Annotated in this window: 16 protein-coding genes and 1 pseudogene; 6 read left to right on the plus strand and 11 right to left on the minus strand. The window is 60.4% G+C overall.

Annotated elements, in window-relative coordinates; genetic code table 11:
- Positions 1 to 406: 406 nt before the first annotated feature.
- From HWN72_RS22155 to HWN72_RS22180, 6 genes are all read right to left on the minus strand, one after another.
- Complete coding sequence (locus tag HWN72_RS22155) at positions 407 to 583, minus strand: hypothetical protein (RefSeq protein ID WP_211151399.1); 177 nt, start codon at positions 581 to 583, stop codon at positions 407 to 409.
- 25 nt (positions 584 to 608) lie between these two features.
- Positions 609 to 824 carry an SDR family NAD(P)-dependent oxidoreductase gene (locus HWN72_RS22160; protein ID WP_211151400.1) on the minus strand — a complete coding sequence of 72 codons (216 nt, stop codon included), beginning with the start codon at positions 822 to 824 and terminating at the stop codon, positions 609 to 611.
- Between the two features lie 56 nt (positions 825 to 880).
- The gene (locus tag HWN72_RS22165) at positions 881 to 1144 is read right to left on the minus strand and encodes a hypothetical protein (protein ID WP_211151401.1); all 264 of its coding nucleotides are present in this window, start codon (positions 1142 to 1144) and stop codon (positions 881 to 883) included.
- Between the two features lie 410 nt (positions 1145 to 1554).
- On the minus strand, positions 1555 to 3312 hold the full coding sequence (locus tag HWN72_RS22170; RefSeq protein WP_211151402.1) for a hypothetical protein: 1758 nt from the start codon (positions 3310 to 3312) through the stop codon (positions 1555 to 1557).
- Positions 3313 to 3625: 313 nt separating this feature from the next.
- Positions 3626 to 4675: a dihydrodipicolinate reductase gene (locus HWN72_RS22175; RefSeq protein WP_211151403.1), complete on the minus strand. Its 1050-nt coding sequence runs from the start codon at positions 4673 to 4675 to the stop codon at positions 3626 to 3628.
- A 92-nt stretch (positions 4676 to 4767) separates the two neighbouring features.
- Positions 4768 to 5700 (minus strand): SDR family NAD(P)-dependent oxidoreductase, encoded by a 933-nt coding sequence (locus HWN72_RS22180; protein WP_248006242.1) that lies wholly within the window; start codon positions 5698 to 5700, stop codon positions 4768 to 4770.
- Positions 5701 to 5764: 64 nt separating this feature from the next.
- Here HWN72_RS22180 and HWN72_RS22185 point away from each other — a divergent pair, with 64 nt between their 5' ends.
- Complete coding sequence (locus HWN72_RS22185; RefSeq protein WP_211151404.1) at positions 5765 to 6577, plus strand: SDR family NAD(P)-dependent oxidoreductase; 813 nt, start codon at positions 5765 to 5767, stop codon at positions 6575 to 6577.
- Positions 6578 to 6636: 59 nt separating this feature from the next.
- Here HWN72_RS22185 and HWN72_RS22190 read toward each other — a convergent pair whose 3' ends face one another.
- The 4 genes from HWN72_RS22190 to HWN72_RS22205 all read right to left on the minus strand — a co-directional run bounded on the left by HWN72_RS22190 (position 6637) and on the right by HWN72_RS22205 (position 15330).
- The gene (locus HWN72_RS22190) at positions 6637 to 7413 is read right to left on the minus strand and encodes a FadR/GntR family transcriptional regulator (protein WP_211151405.1); all 777 of its coding nucleotides are present in this window, start codon (positions 7411 to 7413) and stop codon (positions 6637 to 6639) included.
- Between the two features lie 203 nt (positions 7414 to 7616).
- Positions 7617 to 9137: a glycosyl hydrolase gene (locus tag HWN72_RS22195; protein WP_211151406.1), complete on the minus strand. Its 1521-nt coding sequence runs from the start codon at positions 9135 to 9137 to the stop codon at positions 7617 to 7619.
- Between the two features lie 36 nt (positions 9138 to 9173).
- The gene (locus HWN72_RS22200) at positions 9174 to 11855 is read right to left on the minus strand and encodes a glycoside hydrolase family 2 TIM barrel-domain containing protein (RefSeq protein WP_285022113.1); all 2682 of its coding nucleotides are present in this window, start codon (positions 11853 to 11855) and stop codon (positions 9174 to 9176) included.
- Between the two features lie 64 nt (positions 11856 to 11919).
- A complete protein-coding gene (locus HWN72_RS22205; RefSeq protein ID WP_211151407.1) occupies positions 11920 to 15330 on the minus strand; it encodes a glycosyl hydrolase in 3411 nt (1136 codons plus the stop codon).
- 563 nt (positions 15331 to 15893) lie between these two features.
- Between HWN72_RS22205 and HWN72_RS22210 the strand changes: the two genes are divergently transcribed.
- From HWN72_RS22210 to HWN72_RS22220, 3 genes are all read left to right on the plus strand, one after another.
- Complete coding sequence (locus tag HWN72_RS22210; protein WP_211151408.1) at positions 15894 to 16211, plus strand: 2Fe-2S iron-sulfur cluster-binding protein; 318 nt, start codon at positions 15894 to 15896, stop codon at positions 16209 to 16211.
- Positions 16212 to 16245: 34 nt separating this feature from the next.
- Complete coding sequence (locus HWN72_RS22215) at positions 16246 to 17862, plus strand: cytochrome P450 (protein WP_248006243.1); 1617 nt, start codon at positions 16246 to 16248, stop codon at positions 17860 to 17862.
- 297 nt (positions 17863 to 18159) lie between these two features.
- Positions 18160 to 20541: a TonB-dependent receptor gene (locus tag HWN72_RS22220; RefSeq protein ID WP_211151409.1), complete on the plus strand. Its 2382-nt coding sequence runs from the start codon at positions 18160 to 18162 to the stop codon at positions 20539 to 20541.
- A 227-nt stretch (positions 20542 to 20768) separates the two neighbouring features.
- Here the strand turns inward: HWN72_RS22220 and HWN72_RS22225 are convergent, their stop codons facing one another.
- A complete protein-coding gene (locus HWN72_RS22225) occupies positions 20769 to 21392 on the minus strand; it encodes a TetR/AcrR family transcriptional regulator (RefSeq protein WP_211151410.1) in 624 nt (207 codons plus the stop codon).
- 132 nt (positions 21393 to 21524) lie between these two features.
- Here HWN72_RS22225 and HWN72_RS22230 point away from each other — a divergent pair, with 132 nt between their 5' ends.
- Together HWN72_RS22230 and HWN72_RS31270 are read left to right on the plus strand one after the other, a co-directional pair.
- The gene (locus tag HWN72_RS22230) at positions 21525 to 21848 is read left to right on the plus strand and encodes a hypothetical protein (protein WP_248006245.1); all 324 of its coding nucleotides are present in this window, start codon (positions 21525 to 21527) and stop codon (positions 21846 to 21848) included.
- A 60-nt stretch (positions 21849 to 21908) separates the two neighbouring features.
- Positions 21909 to 22264: pseudogene (locus tag HWN72_RS31270) on the plus strand (IS66 family transposase zinc-finger binding domain-containing protein); the annotation flags it as partial.
- Positions 22265 to 22439: the final 175 nt, after the last annotated feature.

Here is a 22439-nt window from a genome sequence, read left to right on the forward strand (position 1 = left end):
GGGCTAGGTTCGCTCGTTTCCCAGTCGAGCGGCTTGATTGGGCGCGTCGCTGCCCCGGCCTGTCGTCGACCCTTGTCGGTCGTTCAGCACAATTTTACGCTCCCAGGTGCGGACCGGAAGATTTCTCATTCTGGATGCCTTGGACTGTCATGTCGCGGACATGGTCCCGGATTTCCTGCGAAGCGTTTTCGAAGAGGCGCGAAGCTAGCGGTCCCGGTGCTGCGATGTGCACGGCGATACCCTTGTTAGCGAGCCGCGTCGCCAGTTCGGGTGCGTGCATCACGTTTGCGAGCTTGGCTATGCATTAGGCAAGGCCAGTAGAAAACGTCGATAGACCCTGTATGTTCTCGAAGTTGATCGGCGGCGCTGCCTCGCTCGCACCCGAGGAGGTGACGACGATCCGCACCTACCCCGCCGGTGCCCTTGCTGCGGTGCGCTCCAGAAGCGGCATGAGGCGCGAGGTCAATAGGAAGTGCGCGAGATGATTGGCAGCAAATCCTGCTTCCAGACCCTCGTCCGTCAATTGCGCCCGATCCCACATGCCCCCCGCATTGTTGAGAAGCAGGTCTATCCTGCCCGTCATGAAGAGAATGCGGTCCGCCATATCGCTAGTTTACTCGCATGAGCGAGAAGTCCGCACAGATCAGGTCTACACGAGCACCAGGGCCAGCGTTGCGCCTGATTTCCGGTTCGGCATCAGCAGTGCGGCCGGGATCGCGCCCGGTGCCGATAATCCGGTAGCCCTTCCGGGCCAGTTCGGTCGCGGCAGCCTTGCCTAACCCGGAACTGGCGCCCGTCACGACGGCGGTGGGAATGTCGTCCAAATGTCTGCTCCCTCGGGAAAGAGTGCCGCCCGGCGTCTGCGCTCAGCTCAGTCGCGTTAAGATCTGCGGCAGGTCGGCGGTGATTGGCATGCCCGGCCGTGCGCGCAGATGTAGGGGGCCGCGCCGACCGTGCGGTGCGCGACCAGATAGGGCAGGTTCGATTGCCGCTTTGCGGGCCGGACCGGGAAGCCGATGCTGATCTCGAGCGGCGTGTCGCTCGCCATGGTGACCTGCCACCCATCCGACCGCATTTTCCCACGGCTGGTCGAGATCCTGAGCGACGAACCAGTTGCACCAAAATCGCAGGACCGGCTGGCCATCTCGGACTTCGGTAGTGACCATGGGCTGTCCTTCAATTATTCGACAAGTTCACCGCTGAGGCGTGTCCCGACATCTGGGATGACAACTGGTTATACACGATCGAAATCGCCTTTACGGCAGTAGATTTACTGATAAATGCAAGCAATTACTCTTCAAAGGGAATGTTTTCATAATCACTTTCTCGTCCAAGCATGGCGGCTTTGAGGCGGGAATGAAGGAGTTTTATCCGTCACCGGCTGTGGACTGCACCGAAAGCAGGGCTGCATGCTCCGCAAGTGCATTTGGGATGCTGCGCAAATCCTAAGATGCTTATCGGCGCCGATCGACACCACCGGGGATTTATCCGTGTATTGGCCAGGGGGCACAAGCATCTCCGCCTCGATCCCCGGCCAATGCCCGAGAGGGTGGCTTAAGTGCCCGGGGCGGGTTTCTCGTATGTTGTCGCCCCAATGGTCGTGACGAGATCTCCTTCCAGTGGCTCCCCAAGTGGGCTAATGGTGAAGCCGCCAGGTTCAGAAGTTTTTTTCGTTCCGGACTGAGCTCCGCTGGCACGCAGATCGGAGTGCCAGACTATGCGGGGGTGACGATCCAGCATCAAGAGTTCGGCGCTCTCGGTCCCGTTGATGATGTGAGTGCCATCGTCCGTAAATCCGCTGTATTTTGCCGATACGAAGGAAATGCGCCCATTCGCGGTCTTGCGGATTTCAACTTGTGCCGTCCCGCCTTTCCATCCCTCCATCTTGAATTTTCCAGCGGGAGCTGAAGGATAGCGCTTTGGCATCGGATCGCCGGCGCGGTATCGGATGCCCCATGGCACGGAGATTTTAACCGGCTCAACCTTGCGGCCAAGAGCTAATAGAGAACGCTCAGGTAGGTGCGCCATCATCAGGCGAGTACGCCGTCCGCCCGGTTCGCGAGAGGCCGGGCAAGGTAGTGGATTGGCCGCCCCGCAATCGGGAGAGGTGACCATCGCTTGCCAATACACGACATTCGTCCCATCCGGTGACCAGGCTGGATCGGCACGAGCGTTCCAGTTGGGATCACTCGGGCTTCCGGGTGCGCCGTTTCCGGCATTGAGCTGCTGGCCGCGATAGTCCCCTCGATCGCCCCACCTATCGATCAGGATCGGTTGGAAAAAGCGACGCATGCCGTTGCGGTACCCGTACCGAGCGCTGAGCATGACCATCCGCGTCAGTTCATCTGTCAGGGGCGGAATGCCTTTCATCGCGCCGTAGTACATGTGCCGATCGACTGTCCGGTTATCGAGGACCACGAACCACTTGTCATCGGGCGACATCAGGATCGGATCAGCGTAACCAGGAGCCGATGTCAGCCGGTGCGACATGCCGGATTGCAGGCTGGTGATGAACATGTCCACATTGCCTGATTCTGGCATACCCATACCGACCGCATTCCTGCCGTCACGCGTCCATCCTCTGGCTTCGCCGATCGCGCCTTTTGGAGGGTTATGGATCAGGTAACCGGGTTTTCCGGGATTTTCGCGAAACGGGGCGAAGTCGGGCAAGGCCGCATTTGTCAGTACCCAGACATCGTCGAGCTCATAGCGAGGCGCGAGCGGGAGGCCGCTGCGCGGCGCTGGATTGAACCTGATCTTTCCGATAAGACCGTGCTGATCGATGTCGGGGCCCGTCGCATTCATATGGCTCCACATCAAATGCTGGCCATCGGGATTGAGCCGTAGTTCGCGCATCGATCCTCCGGGCCCCGAACCATCCGCCGTCGCATTCCAGCGGATCGGATAGATGTGGATGCGTTCGGGCGTGCATCGGTCGTCGGTCAGCTTGTACGTGCCGCAGTCGATGACGTTGGTTCCCGCGATCATCTTTGTATCGCCGGGGAAAGCCTGCGGATGGTCCAGGCTCAGCCAGGTGGCACCCTGCGGGACGCGGCGCCCGTGTTCGTTGGTGGCGGCGGGGTTTGCGTCCCGACGGTTTTGTGCCGGCACGCCGCAAGTTATGCATTTCCAGGCGTCGCCATTACTAAAGACGGTCCCATCCGTCTTGATGGCGATGACTTGTGGGCCATCGTAAACGAATCCGGTCGCCGGCGCAGCCGGCGCCCCGGCGAGCTGCACCGTCAGCAGGACGTGCCTGGCATCGCCCATATAGGCGGGGCCTTCGACGATGCCGTCGTCGGCGCCAGTCATACAGCCGGTTCCTCGCGGATTGACTGCTGTTGAACAGGCACCGATAGCTTCGGACGGTGCAGTTGGCGGCAAAGGAAGCGGCGAGATGGCGACTCGCTCGGGTTTCGGGGGCGGCGGAACGGCCTCTGATGCCGACGAGAGGGAAAATGGCACAACGCCTGCGCCGAAGCAGACCAACGCAATGGCTAGGTTTGCGCCATGCTTCCTTGTTCTGCGCTGATGCGCACGTTTGGTTTCTGGCATGTCTGGTTTCTCTCCGGGAAGCGGTCATTTTTGGGGTGCTGTCGCGCGGCCTAGACTGGAGCGCGCCTATTTAGCTGAAGCGGGTGATCACTTGCGGCAACGCCGCTGTCGTGGCGATCCCTGGCGGAGCCGCGCAGATGCTGTGGATCGCGTTGACGGGCCGATGTGCCGTCAGATTTGGGAGCGTGGCTTGCCGATCGACTTGGGGGATGGGAAAGCCGATACTGATCTCGAGCGGAGTGTCGCCTTCAACCGTGACACGCCAACCGTCTCCGCGAAGATCCCAGGAAGGATTGAGCTTCTCGGTTACGAACCAATTACACCGAAAGCGCACGACCGGCTTTTCGCCGCGGTAACCGGTGGTGACCATTCGTTGTCCCGCAACCGAGCCGGCTGGAATGGTGCTGACGTGAAGCTTGACTGGCTCTTTCGCGAGGGCGACCTCGCTAGAAACCTCGAACCGCTCAATATCGATACCCACCGCCTGCGCGAGTGAGCGTAACGAGTGGTTGAAGACCTCGTCCCGTTCGTAGAACGGGCGCTGTGCGAAGGCGTCAGGGGTTTCGCCGAAGCCCATAATGCCGATCAGCATCTCCTCTGAGCAGCCGTCGATGCAGTTGGCGAACTCATCAATCGTGAGAAGGTCAAGGCGACGTGCAAGCGACAGAAGCGTGATCGGAAGAGCTTCGGTAATGAAGCCTGGGCTGCTGCCGGAGCTGTGGAGGGTTGCGCCACCCTTGATGCAGGCCGTCTCGATCCTTGCGCGAATGGTGGGATCCATACTGTCGGGATGGAAGAATTCCGCTCGCGTGGACGAAATATTGATGCCGTTTTCCAGCAGATCGCAGACATCACCGTAATCGGTGTGTTCAGGCATGTAGAGCACGCAGTCCGGCCTCAGAGCCATTATGGACGCTGGATCGCGAACCGCGATGATCCCGGTTTGCGGCATTCCACATAGCTCACCGGCATCCTTGCCCTCTTTGCCAGGCGAGTAGACCTTGACTCCGACGAGTTCCATGTCGGGATGGCTGAGCACGGCGCGCATGGCGGCTGTACCGACTGTCCCGGTAGCCCATTGCACGACGCGCAGCTTTCGGGCTTCTGATAGCGTGCTCATTGCATTTGCTTCCAAGCATTAGGAGGCGGCAGCGCCGCATGTACACCAGGCGAGACGATTGGCCGGGCCTGGTGCTTCGCCGACGATCCACCTTATCCGATGAACATGCCGCCATTGACGGCGAGCACCTGGCCGGTGACGTAGCTCGCACCATCCGACGCGAGGTATTCGCAGGCCGCTGCGATGTCTTCTGGGGTGCCGGGGCGCGGGATCGGAATGTGCTGGGAGATGACTTTCAGTGGAGGAAACGTCCCGGCTGCAATACCGGCGTCGGCCATGGGCGTAGCGACAACCGATGGGGGGATGGTGTTGACGGTAATTCCCTGGCTGGCGAATTCGCGGGCAAGAGCACGAGTCAATCCGATTACCCCCGCCTTCGCGGCCGAGTAATGCGCGCGGTCTGCTGCACCGGACTGCGCCGCCTGCGACGAGATCGTAATGATCCGGCCCCAGTTGGCATCGACCATATCGGGCAGGGCCGCCTGGACCGTATGGAAAACGCCGGTCAGGTTGATGTCGATCATCCGCTGCCAGGTTTCGACGCTCACGTCCTGAAAGGGGATACCCTCGGAAATTCCGGCATTGGCAACCACGATCGCGATTGGTCCGAGTTCCTCTCGGACCACCGCATAAGCGGCTTCGATACTTGCCCTATCAGACACGTCGACGTGGCGCGCGACAACGCGGGCGCCTTGTGCCCGCAGTGCTTCACTTTCACGTTCCAGGGCCTCGTGCTGAACATCAAGCATCGCCACCGCATGACCTTTGCGCGCGAAAAGCCGCGAGATGCCGAGGCCGATACCCGATGCTCCGCCCGTTACGACTACAACCCGATTGGAAACCATTTCTTCTCTCCCGTCTAAGGCGCTCGGAAGGAGCATTACAGCGCCTCTGGCAACATCTTCGGTTTCGCCAGTTTGTGCGATATTGTGGCGCACAACTTGAAAGCTGTCCAGCCTCCGGATACGCAGGCCAGCGTCATGATTCGAATTCGCGATGCAATCGCGCAGGGTCCAGCCGGACATCCGGCCAGCATCGCCTCAGGGCAACAATGCGGCCCTCCGGGATCGACAAAAGGGAGAAATGGTGATGCCAGTACCAGACGTTTCGGATCGCTCGCTAGACCAACTGATTTCGCTCCGAGGGCGGAGCGCGGTCGTCACCGGTGCCGCCTGGGGGCTAGGAAAGGCCGCAGCACGGCGCCTTGCCGAGGCGGGGGCAGCCGTTCTAATCGCCGATATCGATGAGGCCGCCGCCGCTGCAACCGCGCACGAACTGGTCGAATGCTACGCGGGCGACGTGACCTCGACCCGGCTGGATGCGGGCGATGTGGCGTCAATCGCCGCCGCCGCGGAACTGGCGGAGAGCCGCTTTGGAAAGCTGGATATCTGGGTCAACAATGCGGGCATCCCATCATTTTCTCCGCTGCTCGATCTTGACGCCGAGGAGTTCGATAACGTCCTTGCGATCAATTTGCGCGGGACTTTCGTCGGCGCGAAGGAAGCGGCGCGGCGGATGATCGCAAACGGGCAGGGCGGCGTCATTGTCAATGTCGCCTCGCTGGCAGGTGTCCGTGGCATCTCCGAAGGCCAGGCGGCCTATTGCAGCTCGAAGCACGGCGTCGTGGGACTGACGAAGCAGTTGGCGATTGAACTGGGTGCGCAAGGCATCCGCGTTCTCGGCGTCGCACCGGGCTTCTCGCTCACTGAGAAGACCATGTTCATTGCCGACTGGGACGAGGAAACCATCAAGGCGTGCCCGATCCCCGGTATCGGCAGCAGCCGTCTGGGCCGGGTCGGCGTTGCCGACGACATCGCCCGGGCCATCCTCTTCTGCGCATCGGACATGGCCATGTTCATGACTGGCAGCACATTGCTTCTCGACGGCGGAATGGCGGCCTGAATACTGGCGGGGCCCGAACACAACGCGTCCGGGACCCGCTGTTCGCCGAACAGAAGCTACTAGGCGTCCCGGGCGGAGCGTAGAAACCTTTCGCGCGTGGCGGCAACCGCCTGGCGTGCAGCGGCGACCGCTTCCTCCTCGACGGCGAACAAAAGATGTTGAAGCACTGCATTGAGGTGCATGTGCATGGCCTCCCGCGCGGCATGGGGAGCGCGCTGCCGCAGCGCTGTCAGGATGGCGCGGTGCTCCTCGACGACGGGCTTCCTATTGGCAGCCCGGGCCTGCTCAAGCAGCAGACGGCATTCCGGCGAGGTAAACCGCAGGTTCCAGAGCTCTTCGACAGTTCTGGCGATCGCACCATTTTGGCTGGCTTTGGCGATCGCCATGTGAAAGGCCATATCAGCATTCTCACCGCCATTCTCCAACGTTATGGCTGTGACGAGTTCTTCAAGCCGCTTGATTTCTTCTTCGCTGATATGGCGAGCGGCCAGCGCCGCGCTCTCCCCCTCGATGAGCAGCCGGGCCTCAATGAGTTCGAAGGGGCAGATCGTAAATTCTGGATCGCTGTCCACTTTGCGAGGCAGCCGGATCACAAACGTGCCGGCACCCAGCCGGGCCTCGACAAGCCCCAGAACTTCCATCGCCAGCATCGCCTCACGCACCACCGGCCTGCTGACGCCCATGGTGATAGCGATGTCGCGTTCGGCCGGCATGCGGTCGCCCACACCGTAGACGCCAGATTGCAGTTCGCCGATCAGCGTCCTGGCGACGCGGCGGTAGAGCCGACCGTCAACGTCAGTCATCGATTCCGCGCCGAACGGAGGCTTGGCGCCCATTGTACCCGCCATAGCTTTTACCTTACGGTTGTGGTCAGACCGCCAATTGAAAACCTCAATGCGCGTGTGGCTCTGTCAGCGAAGCACTGCTTTGCAGCGGGCCTGTAAGCAGCGACGATGTCTGACGATGAAACAAGGTGGAACAGGTGTGCGGAAGCGCCGCCCCCGGCTTCCCTTCGCGGGTGGATGCCGGGCGGCATGACTCAAGCGATCTCGACGAGCGCGAGACCTTCGGGAGGCAATTCGAGCGTGAGCGTGCCGTCCGCGTTCAGGCGGCGGGTTTCCACTACCGGGCGAGATACTTGGCGCAGCTGTGCGATCTGTGCGCGCGAAGGATAACGGGGAGAGCCCATCGCCCGCCAGGTCGGCATAGGTGATCCTCGTTCCCAATCCACGAAGCGGACTTCGGCGGTCTTGCGGCCTCTCAACCCATCGAGCTGCAGGGTCACCATCTTGGGGCCTCCGGAAATCTTGCGCTCGGAGGTCATGCCCGGAATGCCGCCCGGCTGATCGACTTCGGCAAGATTCCACACGAGTATGGAAATCCGCCCGTTCTTGTCCTTTGAAGCCAATACAGGGCCCTGTGCCGCAAGACGTTGTGTCCCTAGACGATGCAGCAGGCGGTAGGTGTTGAACGAAGGCTTGGCGATCCCGTCGATCATCATGCTCCAGCCCATGGAGCCTTCCTTGAGCATATAGTCGTCGACGCCGAGTTCCTCGTACATGCCGCTGAGCGTCCACTGCGACATGCCAGCACAATGGACCATGCTATTGGCGATCACATGGGCAATCATGGCCGGGCTGTCGGACGACCATTCGGACAGCCACATGGGCTTGCCGGAGAAGGGGCCGGCATCGATCGTGCGCCGAGCATTGGCAAGGGCATCGGGGATGACGTCATTGATGTTTCTGCGAGGACTTCCCTTACCGAAAACCTCGTCCTGGTCGTCGCCGGCATAGACATGGGTGGCGAAGAAATCGACCGGCGCGTTGTTAGCCGCGCACCACTGTCCGAAATCGCCGATCCAGGCGGTTTTCGAGGTTGCAGGGCCGCCGACCTTGATGAGCGGATCGACCGATTTGATGGCCGTTGCCACAGCCTTGTACATCTCGAAGTAGCGCTGCTTGTCTGCGGTCCAGAAGAAGGAGAGATTGGGCTCGTTCCAGACCTCGAACGGCCACGATCGCACGGTCTCCAACCCATATCGGTAGATCATGGCGGTAGTGAACGACTTGATGAAGCCGGCGAACTCCACGTCAGAGGCCGGCGGCGTGATGTTGCCGCCGTAGAATCCGAACTGGTTTTTTCCCGATGCAAGCTTGCCGGGCATGAAGCTGAGTTCGACATAAGGCGAGACGCCGACATCGAGCAGGCCGTCGTAGACACGGTAGACGTTGAGCCAATTGGGGCCGCCGTTCCGGCGCATCTCAAGAATGCTCTTGCCGAAGACTCCGAGCTCATCGTTGAAGATCCCATGGAAGCGGGCGCGCTTGATTCCGGCTTCATCTACCGCCAGCCGCATATCCCGGCGCCATTCCTCTCGCATGGTGATCGCGGCACGGTCCGATCCAACGCACTCCTCCCAGACATGCGGGAGCATGCCGGCAATCGTGCGGGTATCGACCCGGACGGTTTCACCGGAAATATCGGCCGCTCTCCCGCTGCCTGCGGAAAGCGCTGCAGATGCCGCAGTCGCGGCGAGAAATGTGCGCCTGTCAAACATGACACTCTCCAGAAGAAAATAGTGATGCTGCGGGCTTCACCGCGAAATCTCGATGCCGGCCAAAGCGGCATTGCCGGAAACGCTTGCGAATTCGAGAACCAGACGGCCGTCGACCACTGTCACCGGAAAGCTGCGGACCAATTCCTTGAGCGGGGCGCCGGCTTCGCGCAGGATATTGAGATCGTGGATGACCGATTGACCGTTCGCTTTTACGGCAAGTGCTTGATCGGGTGAGGAGGTCTTGCGCGGCTCGAACAGATGCAAGGTTACCATCCACCGTCCGTCAGGCAGTGGAATATCGTAGGCGTAGGCATCGCCGTCGCGCCAGTAGTCGAACAGGGCCGGGTCGGCGGCCTGCACTTGCCGGATTGGCGCCATCGAGCGGCCGCCAAAGCCCACGAGATTGAGTATGACAGGCTTGCCGCCTCTCACGAAGGTGTCTGAGCCGAAATGCCGGGTACCGAGATCGAGCCCCGCAAGACTGCCAGCATTGATACGCAGACCGTTCCGTTCGATGTCAGGACCGTTCCAGGTTGAGGTGTCGCGCAGTGTCCTGCCGCCGGTTGTCGTCGTGACCACTGCCGCGTTGCTGCCGGGACGAAGGGCAACATTCTTCCATTCACATACGAGATCGGGGCAAGGCGCCTGGCCGATCGATTTGCCGTTGATCGTGAGGCTGGCCGACGCGGCAGTCGAATAGGCTTTCACATCCATGACCGGATAGGCCCGGTCGACATAGCGCTTTCCTGCGAAATGCAGGGCAGGGGCATCACTCCACGCGACCTTGTAGAACCAGAAGGCATCCTTGCGTTGCTTGCGATCTGCCGTGACTAGCCCCTTGTCGTTCAAATCTACGGCATCGCCTTCGTCGCGCAGGTCGCTGGCAAAATCGAACATCGCCCAGACCCAGCTGGCGAAGACGAAATCGCGCTTTGCGATGCTCGGCCAGGTCTGCTCGTGGATCCACGCCTGGTATTCTTCGGGGTGGGGGCGGCCGACGAAATTGACGAAGCCGTTCAATACGTCGTCGCTGTGCTGACTGATCGCGCCGCCGGCGCCGTATTCGCTAAGCGACATCGGTAGCGCCGGGTGCGCGCGATGAAACTTGTCGAGCGTGGCACCAAGGTCGGTCCGCGCCTGCAACGGGTTGGGATAGTACCAGCCGTAATAGCGGTTGTAACCGATGAGATCTGCAGTTCCGGCGAGTTTCTCGCCCGCGGTCTGGATGAGACCAAGCCCCTCGCAGCAGTCTGCAAAGGTCGTGGGGCGATCCGGGTCTTCCTGCTTGGCGACCGCATTGAGGTGCCGGAGCAGCGCGAGCGGTAGCGGTGGTGCGCCCTTCTGGCCGAAGCCCTTGGCCGAATCCACCTCATTGCCCACCGACCACATGAGGATTGAGGGATGGTTGTAATTCTGGCGGATCTGCTCGCGCAGTTGTTGCTCGGCGTTGGCCCACAGAGCGTCCGAGCCCTTTCCACCCGATACGCTGGGTGTGGTGACGTAAGGCAGCTCGGCCCAGACGACCATGCCCGCCTTGTCTGCCAGATCGGACCAGGCATCGGCATGCTGGTAATGGGCCTGGCGAATGGTGTTCGCGCCAAGTTCCTCGATCAGCGCCATGTCTTCGGCATGCTGTCTGGGCGTGACCGCCCAGCCTGATCCAAGCGCGTCCTGATGGCGGGAGACGCCGCGCAGCTTCACATGCCGATCGTTGAGGAAGAAACCGGCGTCTGCATCGAAGCGAAACGAGCGAAGGCCCAGCGGCTGCGTGACACGGTCAAGCTGGGTCTTGCCGTCCGAAATGGTGGAGGTGACCGAGTAGATGTACGGATCCGCCCTGCCATCCCAGCGATGGGGGCGGGCGATGTCCAGCGCAACGCGCTGCTCGCCCACGCCAGGGGCCAGAATGACGCGCTGAACCGAGCGGGCCACGATCTTGCCGCGCGCGTCGCGGATATTGGTTGCAAGCGTGAGGTTTCGAGGCGACGCGCTTGCATTCCGCAGCTTCGTGCGGACTTCGACGGCTGCGCTTTGCGGCGTGATCCTGGTCGCGCGCGCATATACGCCAGGACCGCCGTAATCGAGCGGATCGATCGAGGCTGCCGGGAGCTGGAGCAGTGAAACCTCGCGGTAAATGCCTCCATGCACGAAGAAGTCGCCCGAGAGCGGGATGACTTCGGAGGTCGAACTGCCGGGCTCGACCTTGCTGTTGTCGGCACTCACCACGACCAAGTTGCGCTGGCCCGGCTTCCAGGCATCGGAAACGTCGAGGCGAAAACGGGCGAAAGCACCCTTGTGGGTGCCGACATGGCGGCCGTTTACCCAGACGTCGGCGAGTTTGGCAACTGCTGCGAAGTCCAGGTATTGCCGATCGCCCGGCTTGGCCTTTGGCGCATCGACCCTTAGGCGATACCAGCCCACCCCCTGCCGGTTATCGGTTTCGGCGCCGCGCGTCAGTGCATAGGCGCCGATGTGGTTCCAGCTGTGCGGGACGGAGACTTGCTGCCAGTCGCGGTCGTCGAAGTCGCTTCCCGTGACTGAGGCGGGTTCATCGCCGAAACGAAAGCGCCAGCCATGTGACAGGTCGATTGCGGGCCGGGCGGCGGTGGTTTGGGTCGCAGTCCGATCTTTGGCCGTGAGAGAAGGCGAGACGACTGCCGTGGTCACGATAGCCGAGGCCAGCAGCATTGTTCTCAGCGCCCGCTTGATATCGCCCACTTGCCATTCTCCCGTTTGCTTGAGGCCTGCGTCTGAAGCAGGGCCGTTTTGTGTTCGTTCGCAATTACCACGGGTTCAGCAGCCGCACCGGGCCGAGCAGACCGGAGGGACGCAGGGGCGCGTCCTTCCGGTAGGTCGGGGTTGCGGTCCAGGTCACTTTCGTGACGCCGGGCTGGGCGTCGCCAATGAGGCGATTGACCCACAAGTTCGCTACGCGGATCGAAAGCCGGTTCTTGCCGGAACGCATCTGGGAAGAGATGTCGATGCGGTAAGGCTGATGCCAGGCGTAGCCGGCCATTTGCCCATTCACGCTCACCTCTGCGATTTCGCGCGCATCGCCGAGATCGAGGAACAATGGCATTTCCTTCTTCCATCCGCGCGGCGCCGAGAATTCTTTCGTGTACGTCGCGACGCCAGAGAAATAGCGAATGGACGCATCTGCGTTCTCGTCGAGCGCAGACAGTTCGGGAAGGCGGGCATGGGGTGGCGCGCCTCGCGCCGGTTCGAATGCCACGTCCCATGAGCCGCCAAGGACCGCAGCTTCCGTCAGCTTGAGCGGCGCGACTTTGTAGTCGGTTTCTGAAGTGTTCTTGCGGAAGACGACATGTACCGATTCGTCCGGCTCGAAAGTCAGGGGGACCGAAGTCACGCCGTCCCTGACCGAGAAGCTGACAGGTTCCGATTTGCCCGTGTCGGCATGCCAGAGTTCCGCGGCTTTTCCCGTGATCCGAAAGCGGGCGGTGATCGTTTCGCGGCGATCCTTCTGGTTGGCAATGAAATAGCTGTCGCCATCCGCCAGCTTGCGGTGAACGAACGGGAGGGCCGCGCCCTCCTGGGCGCCGTCCACGGTGACATCGGGCACGATGCCAGCCTGAGACAAGGCTGCGGCAAGATCGCTTGTCGCGATTACCCGACCGCGCCCGACTTTGGTGACGGCGGGGCCCGGCCACAATTTCAGCAGCAATGCCTGGTAGCGGGCAGGATCACCCGAGAGACCTGGGTCGCTGATGGGCCGAGCCCCGATGACCGTGGCGCCCGCTTCCACCAGTTCAGCAATTCGATTGAGAACAGCCAGGCTCATCTTGTTGGCAGAGCCTCCCAAGTAGAGCACGCGGTAGCGTGCTCCTCCAGTGCTCACCAGATCGCCACCATCGTTGGACAACACGCTGAGGAGAGCATCGGCGTTTACGAAATCGTATGCGCTTCCGGCAGGAATGTCGGCAACCGGCGCATCTGCGAACAGGGATGTCAGCGGGGCGTCTTCGCCGTAGAAGTAGGCAATATCGGCAACATTTGTGCCCTGCTGGAGCATGAGGGAATTGCGGGCAATATAGTCGATCCACGGGCGGGCGAGTTCCCCCCAGGCCTCGTTGCGATTGAAGTCCTGTCCGAAGATGGAAAGGCGCAGGCCCGGTTTCCTGTCGTCCACGGGGACGTGCACCGACGTATGGATCACAGGGCGATTGATCCCGCTCACGAACTCGAGGTCGATCATCCGCTTGAGCTCGTTCGGGGCAAATGCCCACGGCGAGAGCATCGAGGTCAACGATTCAGCGGCAACGTACTTGCGCCCGTAAATGTGCGCGACCGACGCGGCGCCTCTCATGTCGGCAAGGTAGGTCGGTTTGGGCCCGCGGTCGCGCTGGAACGACCACATGGCGGACATGGGCACGTCCGCCCATCTGCGCATCGCCATATCATCGCCGAGTTGCGGGCGGTGATCCTCCAGCGCCTCGCCATAGACGACAAGGTCATTCTCATGCGCCGCCTCGGCAACCGTACCGTAGTGTTCGCTGGCCAGAAGGTCCGCCAGGGTCCGCCGAAAATCGTACAGGAAGCGTTCGCTTTCCTGTCGAGACCCTATGATCGTCCCGGTAAGTGCGGGCATCCAGGGGATCGGATCATAGCCGCGCAGCCGTTTGAACTGGGCGACCATTTGCGGTGTCCAGTTGGCCGCGCCGACCTCGATGCTGTCGGTGAGAATGGCCCGGATACCCCTGGCGCCCATGAGCTCGGGACCAACCGTTTCGCGGTAGGTCGAAAGGTAGTGATCCATGTAGCGCCGGACTGCATCTGCGTCGTACTTGTCCACCTCAAGGCCGGTTGCCTCGATCGGAGCCGGGTGGTTCATCGTGCCAACAAGGGAATAGCCGAAGCGAATGATACGCCAGGTTCCGGCCGGCGGCGTCCAAGCGAGCGTCCCGTCAGGCTGCAAGCGATCAGTCAGGTCGATGACCTTGCCTGGGGGTAGGCCTGATGAATTGGCAAGGCCGATGTCGAGCGCATAGTAATCGGGTACGACATCAAAGCCCGCCTTGGCCTCGAAACGATTGATCCGATCCTCCCCGGACAACACGAATTCGGCGATGCGTATCGCGGTACTGGGCTTTCCACCTGAGAAGCCGGCAGCGAGCGCCGATAGATCGACTCCCGCAGGTGGCGGAGCAATGTTTGGCAGGCTGCTGATGTCCCGGAACGAGATACGGAAATTGCGGGCGGTCACGGGCCCGAAACCGAGCGTTGTTGGAACGCGTCCCATGGGAATGTCGGCGATGGACGTCCATTTGCCCGGCGTGACTTCCGCCTCGAGGCTCGCCTCGAGGTTGGCGCCGATGAACTTGCCCGCCCCACCGGGCACGAACAGGGTGGCGGAGCGGATCGTTCGAGGGGCCGGGTAGCGAACCGTGAGGAGCGTCGGCCCCTTGGCTGCCTTGGCCAGATCGATGCCGGTACCCAGATCGCGATCGATCAATTTGTGTGTATCGATAGCCCTTCCTGCGGCGTCTGCGGATGTCGGTAGGGCCGAGTTTTTTCCGAGCGAGACGGGCACGGCGACAACAACGGCATCGCGATAGTACGGAGGCGGGACATCAGGGGCTTGTTCGTTGATCGTCGAGTTTGTGCCGGACCTGGCGGCTATCGACTGATAAGGCCCGGTTACGGACGGCGGGACAGGGAGCAAAAGGGGTACGCGCTTGCCGCCGGTGACCAGCACTTCGCTCCAGACCAGCTTTTTCATGGCGTCGGCCGGAGATACCCATGGTCCACCGGTTTCGGACCAGCCGGGCGAGGAGGCAATGGCGAGCTCGATGCCGAGGCGATCAGCTTCCTTGGCTGCGTGCTTGAAAGCCCTCCGCCAGGCGGGCGTCATGTAGACCAGGCGCTGATCCACGATCTGCGGGCTTTGGAGGTTCACATCGAACGACTGCGCGCCGCCGATACCCACGCGCTTCATCCAGGCCAGGTCCTTGAGAACTCCATCCCCAGTGATGTTGCCGTTGATCCAGTGCCACCAGACCCGTGGGCGGGCATCCATCGGCGGATCGGAAAAATCCAGTTCGAGATTATTGGCTGCGTAGCTCGGCGCTGCAGCTTCATCTTGCGTGCGTGCCAACGTCGGGCATGCAGCGACGGATAGCAAAAGAGCCAACTTCACCGATACGGCGGCAGCTCTGATGGGGTCGTTCTTCGCCATGTCTTGTATTTGCCCGATGTTCGCATGAGGACGCCCGCATTACTGCAGCGATGCCCACCGCACTCCCAATATCGCTTTTATGTGCGACACTGTGTCGCGTATAATTGCGCGCTCGGACTGTCAAGGCGGTCTGACCATTCGAATTTGGGTGCGGAGAGGTCGGTCAAGCTCATGGGCTTTGGTTCTCACCAGACCTTTGGCACCCAGGAGCGTAACGGATAACGCTGCAGCGATAATCCGCATCGAAGCTTGGTGCGCACGCAGGCTGCCCCGCAGGACCGAGGGGGCGAGGCTTTGTCAGGCAGGGCGCGCCAAGGTCGAGACTTTCTAGCGATGGAACCGGATGTCAGCAGGATTTGCGACTACTGTTCTTTCCTGAAAAGTCGGGCCTGCCAGCTAGCTTCCAAGCCCTGAACCTAACCCATTCCCGATTGACGACCTTACGATGATCAGTTTATGCGACACTGTATCGCATGAAATTCCGGTGCGCCGCCGGAGAACATCTGCCGCACCGACGGCGGTGACGGGGGCTAAGAGCACACATCCTGAAAGAGAGCGGAGAAATGGCATCAATTACCGTCGTGGGTGTCTCAGGAGAAGAAAGGGTTCTCGAGGCGAAGCCCGGACAGACCGTCATGGAAGTCATACGCGACGCGGGGTTCGATGAAATGCTGGCGCTGTGCGGAGGGTGCTGCTCGTGCGCGACCTGCCACGTCCATATCGAAGCCGGTCCGGCCGACGCTCTCGTGTCGATGAGTGACGACGAGAACGATCTTCTTGATTCGTCCAGCCACCGTGGCGGTCATTCCCGCCTGTCGTGCCAACTGCCGGTTACCGATGCACTCGACGGGCTGCGAGTGAGGATTGCAGCGGACGACTAAATGAACGGACATTGCTTGCCGGCCAGAAGCGGGCATGACGCAGGAGCGCTACAACATGACTGAATTGGCAGATCGCGATTACTTCACCGACCACGAGATCCTCGTCGATCCTTACGCCTACTTCGAAGCGGTCAGGGGCAAGGGGAAGGTCTATCAGCCCAAAGGCAAGGATTATCTGATGGTCATGGGGTTTGAGGAAACCCTTGAGATAATGCGTAATTCCGAAGACTTCTCCGCGATTATCGGTCTGCAGGGGGCCTCCGCGCCGCTCCCGTTCACACCGCACGGGTCCGACATCACTGCGCAGCTCGAAGCGCATCGCGACGAGTTCCATGGCGGCGACCTGCTGGTCAATCTTGACGATAATCCGCACGTGCAGCTGCGCTCTCTCGTTAATCGGTTGTTCACGCCCTCGCGTCTGAAGGCGAACGAGGAGTTCATTCAAGCTTTCTCGGACGAACTCGTTCGTGACGCCGTGGCAAATGGCGGCGTCGAACTGGTCAGGACGATCGCAACGCCCTTCGTCACGCTGGTCATCGCTGACCTGCTCGGCATTCCGGCCGAAGATCGACAGAAGTTCATGGATATTATCCAGGATGCGCCGCCGCCCGGAAATCTCGATGGCGAACTCGATCTCAATGCGGAAGATCATCCATTCATGATCATGGGTGGGTACTTTGCGCAATACGTCGCCGAGCGACGCGCCAATCCGCGTGAGGATATTCTCTCGGAACTGGCAAACGCGCTTTATCCCGATGGCACGCTTCCCGACGAGATGGCGATCGTCAAGCTTGGTATGTTCATGTTTGGTGCGGGCCAGGATACGAGCGCAAAGCTCCTCGGAAATGCGATGCGCTATATCGTTGACGTGCCGGACCTGCAGGACAAACTCCGGGCCGATCCCAAGCTCATCCCCGCGCTGATCGAGGAAGTTCTGCGCCTGGAAGGTTCGACCAAGCAGACGGCCAGGCTTGCGCGCCGCGACACCAGGATCGGCGATATACCGGTTCCGGCCGGAACCAAGATCATGCTGTCGATTGCTGGGGCCAATCGCGACCCGGCGCGCTGGGAAGATCCCCAGGAGTTCAAGCTCAACCGGCCGAAGATTCGTGAACACGTTGCCTTTGGTCGCAGCGCGCACACCTGCGCCGGTGCCCCGCTCGCACGGGTCGAAGTCCGGATTATCCTGGAAAAGCTTCTCCAGTATACCTCCGACATCGACCTGGATTCAGAGATACACGGCCCCCGCGGTGCGCGTAAACTCAACTTCGAGCCGAGCTTCATCATCCGGGGACTTTCGGAGCTTCACCTGAAGCTTACACCGGCTGCTGACCTCGATCTTTCCTCCAATCGTCCATCGGTAATTCAGCAGTCGGCAGCGGTTTCGCCCCCGCCGACTATCCCTGCCGCTCGTGTCGAGACAGCGACCTCGGGGTACTCCACCGGCGCTACGAAGCTGGCAATTCTTCTGGCAGACACAAGTGCCAAGGCAGTGCTCGATCAGCACTTTCCAGGGATCACGACTGACAAGCGCATCGGAATGGCGAAGTCGATGACCCTGCGCTCCATTCAGAAATTCGCTCCGGGTCAATTCACCAATGACGCGCTTGATGCCGTTGATCGGGACTTGGCCCTTTTACGGTCGGAGTAATAGGCCGAACGACGAGTGGAGCCGGCATAACCCGTTGGTTTCTCCGGCTCATCTCATGGCAACGCCACGGATTTCGCCAGAGCGAACGATTGGTTCGAATGCCACAAGCTAATTGACGAATGCGATAGTGTGGCGCACAAAATGTCAGCCAGAAAAAGAACAGCTAGGGAAGGGGATTCGATGCGTAGCAGGAACGCATGCATACTCGTGGGCATAGGCGCGCTGGCCACGACAGCTCCGGCGCTGGCACAGGAACCGGAATCGTCAGGCGCAGCTGGCTCCCTTGACGCTACGGCAGTGAACGAAATCATTGTGCAAGCTCGCCGGCGCGATGAAAGTCTTCAGGATGTGCCGCTCGTTGTGAATGCCGTCACTGCCGATGCGATTACCAAGCTGAACATCCGGAATTTCACGGAAATCAGCTCGGTTGTTCCGGGACTACAACTCACCCCCAATGCGAACGGCATTGGAACCTCATCCTCCATCCGCGGTGTCAATCACGACGTCAATGTGAGCGCCGAAAACGGCACCATCCAATACTATCGCAACGACGCGCCCGTTCCGTCGAACTTTGTGATGCAGACGATGTACGATGTCGGGCAGATCGAAGTGCTGCGTGGTCCGCAGGGCACTCTACGCGGGCGATCTACACCGTCGGGATCCGTCACGGTGACCACCAGACAGCCCGAGCTCCTCGAAGCCGGGGGCTACCTCGCCGGTACTCTCGGTTCGGCAAGTGCGACCAATTTCAACGGAGCGCTCAACATCCCGATCATCGCGGATGTCTTGGGAATACGGATTGCGGGAGTTCACAGCGTTGATCGCGGCAATCGTGTGACCAGTGTGAATAGCGACGAAAGGGCCCGCAGCGAGATCAATGCGATCCGCGCAGCGGTTCGCTTCGAACCTACTGCCTGGCTTCGCCTCGGCTTCCTTTACGAAGGGATGCAGAATGACGGGCGCCGCTTTGATCAGGTGCGGTCGGTCAGCCAGTATGATTCCCGGTACGTCCCCAGTGTGGGCGCGCCGGATTATGGCGATATCGGCCTAAGCGACCGGCTTTCCGTGCAGTCACGGCCAAGTATCACCACCCAGAAGTTCCAATTCTACAACTGGAATGCCGAAGTCGATTTCCTGGGCCAGCGCCTCATTTATGTCGGTTCGGCCACGTCCCAGAAATACCATAGCTACGGCGTGCGCGATCTTGCGAATTTTTTCCCCGGTCTGGAAATCGCGCAGATCGCGGATACCAAGGGGACAACCAGCAGCCACGAATTGCGCCTGCAAAACCTGGATCGGGTTGTGGGTCTGTTCGACTATGTAGCCGGCTATTTCCATTATGCGGTTCCGTCGCAGACCAATCTCAGCGACCTAAGCATCACGCAGCTTCGCCTTGCCGGCCCGGGCATACCGATAGCGTCACCGAGCGTCACCGACACGCCGATCTACGTCGCGAAAGGCACGCCCATGGAAGATTCATTCTTCGGCAATCTGACGTTTCATCTGACTGAATCGACTGAACTTGCCGGCGGATTGCGTCGCATACATTTCACCGATAACCGTGACGGGCTTTTCATCAGCTGCACGCCGCAGATGTATGCGGCGGGGCAATGCACTCGCCAGAACGGCACGCAATCTGACGTCAGTGAAAACACCACGATCTACAGCGCCAGCATCAAGCATCGGTTTACACCGGGGCTTATGGTCTATGCATCGACCGGCAGTTCATGGCGCCCGCCGGTCGTGGCCATCGGAAATTTCACGAACGCCGATTACACCCCGAACGAGGTTGCCCACATTGCGCTGCCTTCGGAGAGCTCGAAATCTTACGAGATAGGTTTGAAGTCGGATTGGCTTAACCGCAAACTGCACTTCAACCTCACCGCCTATCATCAGGACTACAAGAACTATCCGTATCGAGCAGGCGGCGCAGGCATAGCCTACATCAACATCAATTCGGCGGGCGCCCCGACGATCGGCAACTTCAACTTCGTGAGCGCGGTACCGATCAAGGTCAACGGGATCGAGGCCGAGCTGGACTTCACGCCAACATCGCGCTTGAATCTTGGTGCGACCGTCAACTTCGCTCGCAGCCGCATCGGCAATGCCCTGCTGGCCTGCACGGATGCCCTTAACAATCAGAGCGGGGCCGTCGGTTCCGATGGTATCCCGGATGCAGTCACCCCCACGCTCGCGCAGATGCAGCAGGCCTACGGCGGTGAACGCGTGGCGCAGTGTCCTGGGGGTGGGCAGTCGGCAACCTTTCAGCCCGAATGGTCGGGCGTACTCAGGGCCGAGTATACTCTGCCCGTTGGCGACAAGATGGACGGCTACCTGCGCGGCCTGTTCAGCTGGAAGGGTAAATCCAGGACTGATCCAAACAATCCTTACGATGATGTGAGAGCTTACGGCCTGCTCAATCTTTTCGGCGGTTTGCGCTCGCAGGACGGTTCCTGGGAAGTGTCGGTCTACGCCAAGAACCTCTTTGATGTGACGAAGTTGATCAGTCAGGATGAACTGGCGCAGTTCACGTCAGTCACCGATGTTTATCTGCGTCCGCCCACTTTCAGCGTCTCGGGAATAGGCTCGACGGTTTACAGCAGCCGCTACGCGGGTGTCTCGGTGACCGCACCGCGTGAATTCGGCGTGACTTTCCGCGCAGCATTTGGCTCCCGGTAGGAGGCTTGTAAACGGAAGGGCTGTGCGATCTCACAACCGCAGACCTTCCGGCATGGGGCCGGCGATGGGATCTGGCCGTTGCATCCGCGGGCGGTTTCTCCCTCGGTTAGATTTTCAAATCTTGTTTCTTTCGAAGTTGCTGGCGGATAGTTCCTAGCGTCCAAATGCTTCAGACGCGCGCGCTCGAGTCCGGCCTTGGCCTAGCCATACTTGGCGCCTCATATCGCTTAGTCCGGTGCCATGATGGACGTAGAAAGGAGCCGGTAAAGGATCCCGGCAATTTCCGTTACGCTGTAGGCCTCTTCGGGTTGACCAACCCACCAGGCGAGGGTTTCGGCTATAAGCGAGGCAGCGCATATCGTACCAAGTTGGGTAGGGAGCCAGGCATTGATCGGCTTCTCCTCTTTCGCCACGACCATGGAGACGCGCAGCCATTCCTCCCGCATGGCGCCGCCGGCTCCGCCATTGAGAAGGATTGCCCATAGACCGCGATGATCCGCGACGTAAGCGCACAAGGCTTCAAATCCGGCTTCGTAACTCTCGGCATCCCGGATCGACAGCGTCAATTGATTGAGGTGGGCGATTTGGTCCTTGGCGATTGCATTCAGCAGAGCCTCTTTGGTCTCGTGATGACGAAAGAAGGTGGCGTAGTGGACCTTGGCTTCCGAGCAGATCTCACGCACGCTGATCTGATCGAACGGTTTACGCTGGAGTAGAGCCAACATGGCTTCCTGCAATGCCTTGCCGGATCGCACTGCGCGGGCGTGGGTCGATCTAGATGATGCCAGGGGCTCGGCTTTGTGCGATACTGTGTCGCTCAATAGGCGATTCGGTTTGCTGTTCTTGGCCATCCGATTGTGTGTGTCGCAAAAGCGACCGTTAGCGCAAGCAGGTAGGCAGCCGGTCCTCGGGGTCGAGCAAAAATAGGACTAACGGCTGACCGAACTGGGTCAAATAACAACATTTGAGAGAGGATTGAACTTATGCTTCGTCAGATCTTCATTGCCGGGACTATGGCTTTCGCGGTTGCTGCGCCGGCATGGGCCAGTGCAGCTGAGCCAGCTGCCGTCTCGGCCCCGTCCGGCACCTTTTCGACTTCGACCAGCTCGATCGGCACCTTGCTGGAAAATCCGGCAACGAGCGCCATTCTCACGAAATATCTTCCAGACTTGGTGAGCAACCCGCAAATCGAGATGGCGCGCGGTATGACACTAAAGCAGATCCAGTCATACTCTTCCGATACGGTCACTGATGAAGTGCTCGCAAAGATCGACGCCGAACTTGTGAGGGTCCCCGCTCAAAAATAGCTGGACCAAATAGTCGGTCGCCTTGTGGCTCATGACAATGTGCCGCGATCCCGGTAATTGGGCACAAGCGCCGAGCGTACGCGCCGCCTTATCGAGTAGATCGAGTTCGAACTCCAAGAGCTTGAGGCGGACGCACGCGAGGAGGACCGGCTCGCCGCGTCCGCTGCTAGCCGGACGGCCGGTGTTGCCGCCTTCGAGCCCAAGAAGCCTGTCAGAAAATCGGTCCCTGATCACCTGCTTCGGGAGCGCGTCGTTATCCCGACAACTTGTTCCTGCACGTCATGCTGCAGCGAACGGCTATCGATGCTGGGTGAGGATGTGACCGAGACGCTCAAGGGAACTCCCCGTTCGTGGAAGGTGATCCAGACTGTGCCGAGAAGGTCTGGTGCCGCGCTAGCGAGGAGATCTCGCAGCCTTTTGTGACTGGGTCGTGAATTATGGGCGGCCCTCTCGACTTGGGAGGCTGCGAAGCCGAAGCAAGACCGCAGCCTTTCGAACGCTCGGTTTTTGTGCAGGTGTGCAGGCGGGGCGGGGGGCTTCCTTCGCACAGTTCGCCGACAACGCGAAGTCGGATCGAGGCTTTCCGAAATA

Origin of the sequence: Novosphingobium sp. HR1a (assembly GCF_015594425.1) — a bacterium.
GTDB lineage: Bacteria > Pseudomonadota > Alphaproteobacteria > Sphingomonadales > Sphingomonadaceae > Novosphingobium > Novosphingobium resinovorum_A.